Origin of the sequence: Melghirimyces thermohalophilus, from assembly GCF_900102685.1 — a bacterium.
Classification (GTDB): domain Bacteria; phylum Bacillota; class Bacilli; order Thermoactinomycetales; family DSM-45169; genus Melghirimyces; species Melghirimyces thermohalophilus.
This window is the reverse complement of sequence record NZ_FMZA01000033.1, coordinates 1-11,073: the sequence shown is the minus strand read 5'-3', so window position 1 is coordinate 11,073 and position 11,073 is coordinate 1. Positions and strand designations below refer to the sequence as shown.

At 42.3% G+C, this 11,073-nt stretch carries 13 protein-coding genes and 2 pseudogenes; 1 reads left to right on the top strand and 14 read right to left on the bottom strand.

Features of this window, described 5'->3' with window-relative positions; all coding sequences use genetic code 11:
• Window positions 1-173, top strand: a pseudogene (locus BLP91_RS17595) (transposase); the annotation flags it as partial.
• Window positions 174-264: 91 nt separating this feature from the next.
• On the opposite strand, the pseudogene BLP91_RS16240 reads toward BLP91_RS17595, so the two are convergent.
• The 14 genes and pseudogenes from BLP91_RS16240 to BLP91_RS16175 form a co-directional block, all read right to left on the bottom strand.
• A pseudogene (locus BLP91_RS16240) lies at window positions 265-1,152 on the bottom strand (VWA domain-containing protein); the annotation flags it as partial.
• A 12-nt stretch (window positions 1,153-1,164) separates the two neighbouring features.
• Window positions 1,165-1,581 (bottom strand): hypothetical protein, encoded by a 417-nt coding sequence (locus BLP91_RS16235; protein WP_091573161.1) that lies wholly within the window; start codon window positions 1,579-1,581, stop codon window positions 1,165-1,167.
• Window positions 1,582-1,647: 66 nt separating this feature from the next.
• Complete coding sequence (locus BLP91_RS16230) at window positions 1,648-2,277, bottom strand: hypothetical protein (protein ID WP_143003596.1); 630 nt, start codon at window positions 2,275-2,277, stop codon at window positions 1,648-1,650.
• Between the two features lie 203 nt (window positions 2,278-2,480).
• Entirely contained in the window at window positions 2,481-3,188 is a 708-nt protein-coding gene (locus BLP91_RS16225) for a hypothetical protein (RefSeq protein ID WP_091573159.1), read from the bottom strand.
• 16 nt (window positions 3,189-3,204) lie between these two features.
• Window positions 3,205-4,017: a hypothetical protein gene (locus tag BLP91_RS16220; protein WP_091573158.1), complete on the bottom strand. Its 813-nt coding sequence runs from the start codon at window positions 4,015-4,017 to the stop codon at window positions 3,205-3,207.
• A 38-nt stretch (window positions 4,018-4,055) separates the two neighbouring features.
• A complete protein-coding gene (locus BLP91_RS16215) occupies window positions 4,056-5,096 on the bottom strand; it encodes a hypothetical protein (protein ID WP_091573157.1) in 1,041 nt (346 codons plus the stop codon).
• An 86-nt stretch (window positions 5,097-5,182) separates the two neighbouring features.
• Complete coding sequence (locus BLP91_RS16210) at window positions 5,183-5,707, bottom strand: DUF4309 domain-containing protein (RefSeq protein ID WP_176758063.1); 525 nt, start codon at window positions 5,705-5,707, stop codon at window positions 5,183-5,185.
• A gap of 73 nt (window positions 5,708-5,780) precedes the next feature.
• Window positions 5,781-6,572: a peptidoglycan DD-metalloendopeptidase family protein gene (locus tag BLP91_RS16205; protein ID WP_091573155.1), complete on the bottom strand. Its 792-nt coding sequence runs from the start codon at window positions 6,570-6,572 to the stop codon at window positions 5,781-5,783.
• Window positions 6,573-6,609: 37 nt separating this feature from the next.
• The gene (locus BLP91_RS16200; RefSeq protein ID WP_143003594.1) at window positions 6,610-6,990 is read right to left on the bottom strand and encodes a TadE family protein; all 381 of its coding nucleotides are present in this window, start codon (window positions 6,988-6,990) and stop codon (window positions 6,610-6,612) included.
• Between the two features lie 32 nt (window positions 6,991-7,022).
• A complete protein-coding gene (locus BLP91_RS16195) occupies window positions 7,023-7,607 on the bottom strand; it encodes a TadE/TadG family type IV pilus assembly protein (RefSeq protein WP_091573153.1) in 585 nt (194 codons plus the stop codon).
• A 37-nt stretch (window positions 7,608-7,644) separates the two neighbouring features.
• Entirely contained in the window at window positions 7,645-8,364 is a 720-nt protein-coding gene (locus BLP91_RS16190) for a hypothetical protein (RefSeq protein ID WP_091573152.1), read from the bottom strand.
• Window positions 8,361-9,200 carry a hypothetical protein gene (locus BLP91_RS16185; RefSeq protein WP_091573151.1) on the bottom strand — a complete coding sequence of 280 codons (840 nt, stop codon included), beginning with the start codon at window positions 9,198-9,200 and terminating at the stop codon, window positions 8,361-8,363. Before BLP91_RS16185 ends, BLP91_RS16190 begins: the two co-directional genes overlap by 4 nt.
• A gap of 13 nt (window positions 9,201-9,213) precedes the next feature.
• Complete coding sequence (locus BLP91_RS16180; RefSeq protein ID WP_091573150.1) at window positions 9,214-10,128, bottom strand: hypothetical protein; 915 nt, start codon at window positions 10,126-10,128, stop codon at window positions 9,214-9,216.
• A gap of 23 nt (window positions 10,129-10,151) precedes the next feature.
• A partial coding sequence (locus BLP91_RS16175; RefSeq protein WP_143003593.1) for a VWA domain-containing protein occupies window positions 10,152-11,073 on the bottom strand: 922 nt, incomplete at its 5' end.

Genomic DNA, 11,073 nt, shown 5'->3' with positions numbered 1-11,073 from the left:
AACGGACGAGCGTGGAACGATGTAACGGTCGATTAAAAGAAAACCTCACGACGAACGATCTTCATGTTTGCGGGATTTCGAAGGGAACCACCCACGTGTACCTGAATGCCATCGTTTTATTAGCGACCGCGCTGGCTGTTAAGAAAACCCAGGCTTCCAAAGAAGTAGCTTAAAAAGAGAATCTCCAAAATTCTGCCCGTATGCCCATATCACTTTAGTAGTTTGCGAAAGTGAAAGACTGGTTTCCCTGAGTGTTATTCTGGTTTATTGAACCAGAAAGCCATTTTGCAAAAGGCTCTCGTTAATATGATCCTTGTTCTCATGAAAAGAATCTGACAAAGTTTCCTTAATACTATCTTTTCGTTTGACGTTATAATCCTTCAACTTCTTAAACCTCTCATCCGTTAGTTTATCCAATTCACTCTGGGCGTCTATCTTACCTTCAAGGTATGACTCTAAATCTTCCACACGATCCTGTTCTTGATCATACAAGTCGTCCATAGTAAAGAAGTTATCCATCACCTTGTCATGTTTATCATGCAATTGCTCTTGATTGTCATCATGACTATCCAAAAGCCATTGCTGCCATTCTTCTTGGAGTTTTAACCTTTCTTTTCTCAGTTGGTATTTCAGGTCATTCGCAGAATCAACTGTTTTATAAGATCCACCACCGGCTTGGGCAGCTTTTTTCAACGCTTGCTGTCCGGCATTATCAACATCAAAACCAATAATATTGACTACAGCACTCACATCGGACTGATTCAATTCTTTGGCCTCTTTTACCGGATCCCCATCACATGTCTCGATACCATCACTAACAATGTAAACGAGGTTTTTAGATTGACCGTCTCCCGCTGCTTTTTCTAAATGGTCTTTGGCTAATTCAATCGAAGCTGCCAAAGGAGTCCAACCCGTCGGCTGGAACTTGTTGAGAGCATCCTGAAATGTTGATGAATCATACTTTCCCATAGGATAAACAACTTCTTTACTGGCACAAGAGATTTTTTTATCACTTTCGCTGTTACTCCCCTTGTGACCATAGACCAGCAAATTTATATTTGTTCCTTCGGGTAGCTGGGAAGCAAAATCTTTAACTGCTTCCTTGGCTAAGTCCATTTTGACTCCACCATCGACGCGTCCTGCCATACTCCCGCTAGAATCAACTTATATGGATACATTTAACTCTTTTGCCTGTTTTCCTTCAGGTGTATCCCTCTCTCCTGGCTTCTTTCGAGATAACTGAATGTTTGGATCGATGGAATCATATGTTTTCACATGCGGCTGGTAATCCTCTGCCACTAATTGAACCATTCGACTATATGCTTCTTCAGCAGATATATCTTTTGGCCATTCATCCAATAGCTTTTTTATCTTTTCTTCGTTATATTTCTCTCCCGCAAACTTACCCGGCCCTTCTTTTAGTATTCCTTCAATGTCTTTGGCAGCCTGGGGTACATCCTCTTTGTTGTCTGTATTCGCTTGAGATTCGGAAGAAGATTCTTGGCTACTGCAAGCAGCTAGCAACACGAACGAACAGACCATAAACAATGAAATGAATGCTTTGGAATGGTGTATTTTCAAGATAAGTCCCCCTTAACATCTAGTTATAGTCTTATACCAGATATCATGTAATTTCTTTTTTATCCCTTACTGCGAATATATCTCCTGTAAAACACTTGGGTTTTCCTCAAGGTTCGCTGGGGCATTCAACACTTTCTTCGGAATTTGATGTTGTCTGATCAACCGGTCCACCTTCAATAATTCATGATCGTCCGTTATAGCATGGTACCAAATTTCTTCAGTGCTCCCATCTTGATAATGGAGATTGTAATAGGTTAAATCGTCTCCTCTATTATTGTATTGAAAATCCAATGTCACTCTTTCTACTTGATCAAAGGGCTTATGATCCGAACCCAACTGAAAAAAACCAGAACGGATGATCTCATCATGAGTCACAACCAGGTAACTGTTTAGTGATAGAGCTGTTACAATCAGAAAAATGGGTTGAAAAATGAGATGTTTTCGTTTTAAAGATTCCAACTTCGGTCGATTTTTCTCCCATAAATGCCGAATTGTCGAATAAGCCAGCATAACCCATAAAAAACTCATGATAAAAAACAACACCTCACCGAGTCGAGTTGTGCTCACTACCAATACATCTTCTCCACTTAGCCACCACTTCTGTATCTCCCAATAGGCAATGACTAGATACCGCCATACCGTAAAGCCCACCAATAAGATTATGATTTTTATACAAGCTCGTACTATTAGCCACAACAATTTCTTAGCGTCCTCCAATGTAGCTAAATTAAGTTATTCGTCTATTATCCTACCCTTAAATTTTTGATTCCACCAAATCGATAAGAAGCCCCGACTGATCATCGAGGCTTCAAATCCTAACGAAATATCCCAAAATCGATCTCAGTTATAAATCGCCTCTAACTTATATCAAAATCGGCTTCTCGGTTATCTACACCCTTTTAAAAGGAGGAATGATATACATCCTCATAGTCAAACATGAGACCCGACCATTCTAAAAAGTAGTTACTAAAGGTAAAGATAAACAAGGGGTAAATGAGACTGCTAACAAACATTTGAACCAAAGCCACCAAGAAAAAAGAATTGGTCAACAGCAAACTACCAAACAGAATTCCCATTTCCAAAAGTCCCTGCACGACACCAAACACCAAGAGAATTCCGGCGATAGCGAAAAAGTGATCCCGACCCATCTGAAAAGCACGCTTCAGCCCGAACCAACCTTTCTCTTTCTCGATGACAACGACATAAGGAAAACTAAAAAACAAGATGGAAACGACCATCCCCGGAACAATAAACAGTAACGTTCCAAGTCCAATCATAAATACATACACCAAACTCAAAAGATAGACATTCCATCCATTCTCCATAAAAGTTCCAATGGGACCTTTGACAGTTATTGTTTGGGATGTTTTTTCCTGAAGAACCATTTGAATAAATGGAATTTGAATCAAGGAAATCATTACGAGATTGATCAGGGTGCCAAATACAAATCCAATCGGAGTGAGGTTCACCACTTCAAAATATCGAACAAAGTAGTTGGCTATATATAACGTAAGGATTTGGATTGGAATGGTGACTATCATCGATACGAGAACAATTTTAAGAAACCATGCCTTATATAAGCTCCATGCATCTCTCAATGGTTGCATCCAAGATCCCCTCTTATCACTTCGGATTGATGGTTTTGGAAATAATGCTTTTTATTACTCTTTCATCATCAGGATCAGATTTTCCGGAAATTCTCTTTTTGACAATTTCCTTATCCCTTAGTTCTTCATAGGAAAGCTTATCTCGTGAAAGCATTCGTTGGTAGTGGGTTTTTAGCTCCAAGTAGGCCAACCAGGATCTAATTTTATAAAAGGAGAGTTCTTTTCGGATTAGCTTTAGAGCTTTTTTCCTTGTTTCATAGGTTTCTAATTGCACGTTGTTCTGTTCATAGACACATTTCAACAGCTGTGTTTGTAATTCTTCAAGTAACACTCTGTCTTGAGTGGTTACTTTTTTATTTACCGCAGCATTTATGTGATTAGTCCCTCTCTCAACTACATTTTGAAGTTCTCTTTGTTGTTCAATGACTGTTTTGGCCATTTTTTTCAACGAATGCAAAAGATTATTAAGTTGATGTGATTCACTCTTAGCTAAACTGGATTCAAGTTTATTCAATAAAGATAGTACACGTGAATAGACCTTAACAGTGTTTGATTCCGCCCAATCTTTCCCATGATTTTCAAACGCATGACTAACCGCAACAAAAAATGCAGCCATTTTAATCACCGGCTTAGCTTCCTCTAGATTCGGAATTTTGCCGTCACGCCTAATAATTAAATAGCGATCGGACTTTTTATAATGTACGTAATAATATGCAACATCATTCAACTCAATGAGCAAGGGGAGAATACTATAATCATCGGAGTCAGAGCACCTCTTAAGTTTAATAGTGTTAACAATATTTTGTGGAATAAACTCCTTTGCAGACACAACTAATCTCTCCTTTAAGGGTTTTTCAGTCTTTAGTATTAAAACCACCCCGTCACTTTGTCCCACGCTTTTTTGGCTGTATCCTTCGCGTTGGAAACCGCTTTCTTTGTGCTATCCCACGCTTTCTTGGCTGATCCAGCTGGGTCCGTAAACATCTTTTTCAAGGTTTCTTTGTGTTCCATACCTTTTCCTAATAGAAATAATCCAGCACCAACTCCTGCCATAGCAGCCGCTGCCGGGGGACAGGCTCCGGCAACCACGGGGGCAAAACTTAACAACGCATCACCGACACTTGCAGTTCCTTCCCACCCTTTACCCTTTGCGAAATTATCAATGGCTTCATATGTAGCAAAACCCGTGGCGCCGACGGCTAGCGCAGGATTTGCTTTGGAAAGGATTTTGCTACCCATCCCTGTTTTAGTAGCCGCATTTGCTGCTTCTTGGGCCAATTCAGCTCCTTCTTTGGCCATCTTACCAGTTTGTCGGATATTCTTGAAATCTCTATAATAGTCCCTAGCTTCATTCAATTTGTCATAACCCGACCACATATCAAAAGCAGCCTGGACGGGAGAACCGTTAGGTAAAAACATTCCTAAACCGTCTCGTAGTGCCGTTTTGGATGTATCCCAGGCGTACTTCCGATCCATTCGGTTGAAGGTATCCTGTAAAGCCGACGGGTCTCTGTAATTTCTCGGGGGTAGTTTCCCTTCTAATTTGTCTCTAAGGGCCTTATTGTAACCATCAATTATTTTTTTGTTATCAACACTCCAATTCCCAAGGTTTTTTGATAAATCATAAGCTAGTTTATTTGCCTTGAACCAACTGAAACTCCATGAATCTTCTTCTTTTGATTGATTATCGTCTTTAGTATCCTTGGGCGTTTGACTTTGGGTGGGGGTTTCCATCTCCGTCGGTGTGTCAGCTTTCGTTGGCGTATCAGCCTCCGTCGGTGTATCAGCTTCCGTCGGCGTGTCCACTATCCAATCTGCATAAGCCACCGATGTATATGGTGCAACCAGCATCAAAGCAATTACCACAAGCCCGGCTATTGCAAATTTCCGCCGGAGACGTGCACTCAAATTTAACCACCTCTATCTATTTATGTAATTGTCAAAGTTCGCATGGTCCACTCAGGACCCAAAAATAAGAACTCTTGTAAGACCCCTTACTCTTTAATAATTAACACCTCATTGTAGGGGCCTTCTTTTGATTTTTTGTCAGTTAAAAAAAGCAATTGATAGGGCCCTACCGCGAAAGACATTTCCGGTTGTTTGTTAAGGGTTCTTTCCTGCTCTGGTCGACCGAGTAGTTGGATGATTTCGTTCCGTTTTTTTGAGATAGGGAATACCATAGAATTTAATTGGGAAGTGTCTTTCATCTTGATAAATTGGAGCCTACCCCCTTCATACTTCAACTCCAGGGATCCTCTCTGATCTTTTTGCTCCTGGGGTTCCCCTAATTTCTGATGAACCTTTTTTTCCGTATCCCCTAATTGAACAGAAACTCCACGGATCTCTCCTTTTTTCAACCCTTCCACCGTTGGACGATCCAGCGTAAAATGAAGACCCACATCCGGTGTTTTCGGGTTGGGTTGTTGATCCCGGTCTTGTTGAGATTCTTCCGAACTGCAACCTGATATCAGTAAAGCGCCGATCAGCAATAGAAATAAGAGCCACTTGTTTGCGTTCATCAAGTTCAGCCACCCTCCTTTATTCACGGTGATGGAAAAAGCCAGTATCTTTCGGGATACTGACTTTTTGGCTTTATTCGATGTACGGTCTGGGATCGACCGGGCTTCCATTTACCTTGACCTCGAAATGAAGATGAGGGCCGCTGGAATTTCCGTTATTGCCGACACCGCCGATCTTTTGGCCTCTTTTTACCCGCTCACCGGTAAAAACAGTCGGCTGCCAAGGATACATGTGAGCGTATAAGGTTTTAATCCCGCCGCCGTGATCGATAACAATATAAGTTCCATAACTGTCATCACCTAAATGAACCACTTTTTCTACGTATCCATCTTCCGCCGCATACACATCCGTTCCAATATCTCCGGGGAAATCCTGACCAGTGTGCCCATCATAACAATGGATATCGCAACCGTAGGCGAGATTGACAGGACGAGCAAACTTCCCCCCGCTCATGGGGCCGGTATGACCTTGAGCAAACTCCAATACAGGAGCCTTGGATGAATTTTCGTAGGTATAGGGTTCCGTGGTCATAAACAGAATGGGTACCTGAGTTTTTGCTTTGGCAAAGGCCTCGCCGTCTTTGATCTCCACCTCAAAATCATCCAGGACATACTGGGTGGAATCGCCGAAAGATTCCTTCCCCAGTTTCTCCGCTTTTTCCACATTCCCAGTTGTTGCGGCCACCTTCACTGCATCACGCAGAGCGGCCTGAGTATCCATCACCGCCATCCCCGTAATGACAAACTGCCATACCACCATGCATAGAACAAAAAACAGAGGAAGAATAATGACAAATTCAATGGTGGAAGCACCTTTTCGGCGCCTATGACTAAATTTCCGTATCATAGTTATCCACTTTTTCACCGCGAGCCCTCCGATTCGCAGAGTTGGAACCGCTGTATCACCGGATCAGAGGTGTTTTTTGCAATCCACTGTACGTAACTGAGGTAGATGGAAGAAAGAGGAGGTCAATTTCTGTTTTTGCCTCCACTATGATCTGATCATTCTTTTCTTTCAGCTCAAAGGATTTCAGCCGATAGTAACCGGTAGGTTCAAAATCCTCCCGGCCCTTTTTTTCCATCTCTTCCAACTCACCTGATGATGCCGCCAATCGTGACCAGTTGCTCAGCAGCGTTTCCGTCTCGAGAATCGCCATCCCCGCCACTACAAACTGCCAGACAACCAGACACATGAGAATCACCAAGGGAAGAACAGAAATAAACTCCACGGTTGCAGAACCTTTTCGACTCATTCGGCTCCAACCGCATATGTTCTTTGCCATGACATCACGCTCCGACAAAATGACCTCTAAAATCAATACTCTATCTGAATCGCCTTCTCCGGTAACCATTTCAGATAATAGCGGGTCGGCCCGGTTCCATTTCCTTTGATGTAGGTGTTTTTAAATTCCTCCTGAAACATCATCGGACGAAAGTCGGTCCGGGCTTGTACCATCACCCGCCCATTGACGGGAAAGACAATCACTCCATGCTCATTCCCACCGTTTCGCACCACATAATCACGAACGGTTTCCGTTAATTCCTCTTCGTGCTTGGATACCACCCACTGTACAAACTTCTCCCGGGCGACCTCATTGATCCAAACTCCGGCAAAAGGATCTTCCACACTAGGCTGATCCTGCTTTTGGTCATTTTCGTTGCCAATGTTGTCTTTTTCCTGAACCTTTAAGGCCAGTTCGTATTGAAACCATTCATCCAACTTTTTAGTGGCCGCTACACTCCCCGCATCAGCCGCCACCTGCGAGTTGGAATGGGCCATCCATACAATCACCAAAGACGCAAGAAACATCAACACAATCGCAAATACCGGCAAACCCGCAACCCACATCATCGTCACGTTGCCACGCCTTTTACGGGTAAGTTCCACCAAATTATGCATTTTATCTCCCCCTGCACTCTTTTCCCGAGAACAGGTTTTACCTGATAGAATAATTGTTGATATACCAATCTTCCCGTTCCTCTAACCCACCGATCCAATCCAAGTAGTAATAGGAAATAATAAACGTGAACCAAGGAACAAACATCATGTTCAACAGCATGTGCAGTAACATGGCAGGCCAAGCCAAGGTGGTAATCTGTATCAATCCAAATAGAGCGATAAACTGGATCATAAACTCAATGCATAAAAAGATAAACAACCAAGCCAACAGAACGAAAAAATGCTTTTTCCCAAAGGAGATCGCCCTTTTTATCCCTTTAAACCACTTTCGGTCTTCCATTACAGCTGCATAAGGAAATGCGTAAAGAAAAACAAACACAAGGACACCAGGGATTAAAAACAACAGCGACCCGATTACGACACCCGTTGCATATAGAATCCCCATTACATAAATACAAAACAGATAATAGGCCGTAGTCCCCAAAGCCGCCCTTACATTTACGGCCCCCTCCTCCTCATAATCTACCACCACCTTGATAAAAGGGAGCTGAACCATTGAAGCCGCGATTAACGCAAAAAAGCCAGTCATCAACGTACTAAAGAAAGGGGGTAACAACCATGCGGAATAGACATTATCGATGGTATTGACCAAAACAAAATGGATGAACTGAATGGGAAATACAACCGCCAGACTCACAAGTAGTATTTTTTTAAAATGTTCCTTATAAAACAAGGTGGCTTGCTTGAAGTGATTCATTCCGTAGTCTTCTCCTCATCCACAGGATTTCTCATCTTACCCATAATTTCGGTTTGATATATCTTTTCAGCCTCCTGTTTTTCTTTTTCTTTTACTTTGCTGACTCCTTTTATATGCATCTCCTTTTCCGATTCATTTAACTTATCAAATCTGTGCATTTTTTTATGTTGCCATTTTAATAGATAGTATTTCACCCTATCTCCTATTTTCCAGAAGGGTATTTTGGAGCCGAGATAAGCCAATACCTTTTTACGATCCTCATAAGTGTCTACCTGGATACGATTTTGTTCAAAAGCACATTCAACGATTTTATCCTTATAAAAAATTATCTTCTCACAGAGACTAGAATCGACTTGTTGATAGTCAAAAGCTTGATTATTGTATTTAAGTGCGAGATGCATCGCTTCTTTTATTTCTTGATATTTATTTAAATAGACATCGGCTGTATTATAAAACATCCGATATGATTCATTTATCTCTTCCGAAGGGTTGCAATCAAAATCGATGTAGTTTTCTAAATCGCTTAAGATACGCTTTACCTTCCTCATCCAACGATAACCTGGGTGATGGTATATTTTTTTACATGTAGTTTGTATATTTCTGCTTGCTGTATCCGTATAGATTCCTATACGAATGATCGGGTCAATACTTGTTACAGGCGGAACAAATCCGTCTTCACGTACTATCAAATTATACCCGGTTGGCATATACGCAATAAAATAAAACCGATTACCTTCATATTCAATCAAGCACCCAAAAACATCAAATTTCTCTTTTCCTTTTCTATATAACTCCACCTGTTTTTTTACGACCTCAGGCAACTCTATTTTTGGCATTATACCTCTCCTTTTAACTAAACCAACCCGTAACCTTGTCAATAACTTTTTCGCCAGCTTTTTTTATCCCCTTCCATCCTCCATTTTGCTTCCAGGCACTGACTCCCCAACAAACTGCACCCGCTACTGCCATTCCCGCTGCAGCCGGTGGACAAGCAGCTGCTGCTAATGGTGCTGCAGCTAGTAAACCGTCACCAACGCTACCCAAAGCTTTCCAACCATGTTGTGAATCCCCTGTCGCAGCCCAATTGTATAAGTTTTGTCCGAGTTCAGCAGTAGCTACCCCTATACCAACATAACCTAACGATTTGGTTAAAGGGCTAAATTTCATTGCTTCAGGAAAAATTCTTGCTGATTGACCCGCAAATCCACCACTAGTTCCTACAACATCCCGAAAGGTTTTCCCTAGCTCCCCATATTTAATATAAGATTTCGTATCGTATACATGTTCGCCCAATTGCCATGCGTCCAAAGCAATTTTTTCCGCTGTTCCATCTTTTGCTCCAATAGCTAACCCGTTTCTTAACAGACCTTGAGCCAATTTACCTCCCTGAAGGGCCATTGTTTTTCCACTGGGCGCATGATGCGGGCCTGCCTCAAGGGTTATTCTTTCTCGTTCCCACTCATCAGCCAGTTTAACCACCCCAACATTTAAGTCGTGGATGGTCCATTTTAGTATTTTGTATGCCGGATGATCTTGCCATCCCGAACCCGGTTCGTCTTCTTTTTTATCACCCTGCTCTTCACCCTTAATTTCCTTTGGCGTATCCGCATCCTTGGGAGTATCCGCACTCGTAGGCGTGTCTGCACTGTTGGGTGTATCTACTGTCCATTCCGCATGGGCCACGGGGACAAATGGTAAAAAAAGCGACACCGCGATCACGATAAGGGCAAGGACCGCGATGCGCCGCTGAAGATGATTGTTCATCCCTTCACCTTCTCTATTCTTTCTTAATCATATTGATTTAATTTTTTATCTTTCATTTCCTCAATTTTATCTTTCATTTCCAATGCGTTCGACATCAAAGAGTCTTTTAGTGATTCATAGCGCTCTTTTTTATATGTTTCCAACTTATCATTTCGCTCACCGATTCGATCACTTAGATCGTCCACCTTACCTGATTCGATGCTTAGCTCTTCCCTCATATAATCACAAACATTGTACATACGTTCTTCTTCGTTGTTTATTTTCTTCCCAAATCGATTGTAAATAATATTTCTTAATTCACCCAATCTTGTATATTGCTTTTTATTTATCCCCAACCAACTAAATGTCCCCCAATCCGCCCATTCTAGCCACATCTCGGTCTGCAGATCATCAAAGTAATCCCTTAACTCCTCTTCGGACTGGACGGTCTCATATTTGCCACCACCAGCTTCGGCTACATTCTTCAAGGACTGCTGTCCCTCATTATCCACATCAAATCCGATGATATTGACCATAGCCTGAATGTTGGACTGGTTCAATTTCTTGGCCATCTTTTCGGGGTTGCCGCCACAGGTTTCAATCCCGTCGCTAACCACATAGATCAGGTTTTCCGCTTTGTCAGCACCTTTTAGATCCTGATACGCTTCCTCCATTCCCTTGGCGATGGGGGTCCAGCCAGTGGGTTTAAACTGGTCTAAAGCTTGGTTGAACTTTTTTTCGGAGTAGGCGGAACGCGGATAAACTTCCTCGGTACTGGCACAGGACTTGGCCTTGTCTTTTTCCTGGTTGCTCCCTTGATGTCCGTAGACCCTTAAGGAGACCTGGGCATGGCTGGGCAGGGAGCTGGCAAAGCGTTTGATAGCAGCCTTAGCCAGATCCATTTTCACTCCGCCATCCACGGTGCCGGCCATGCTTCCGCTGGCATCCAGCAGAATGGTGACATTG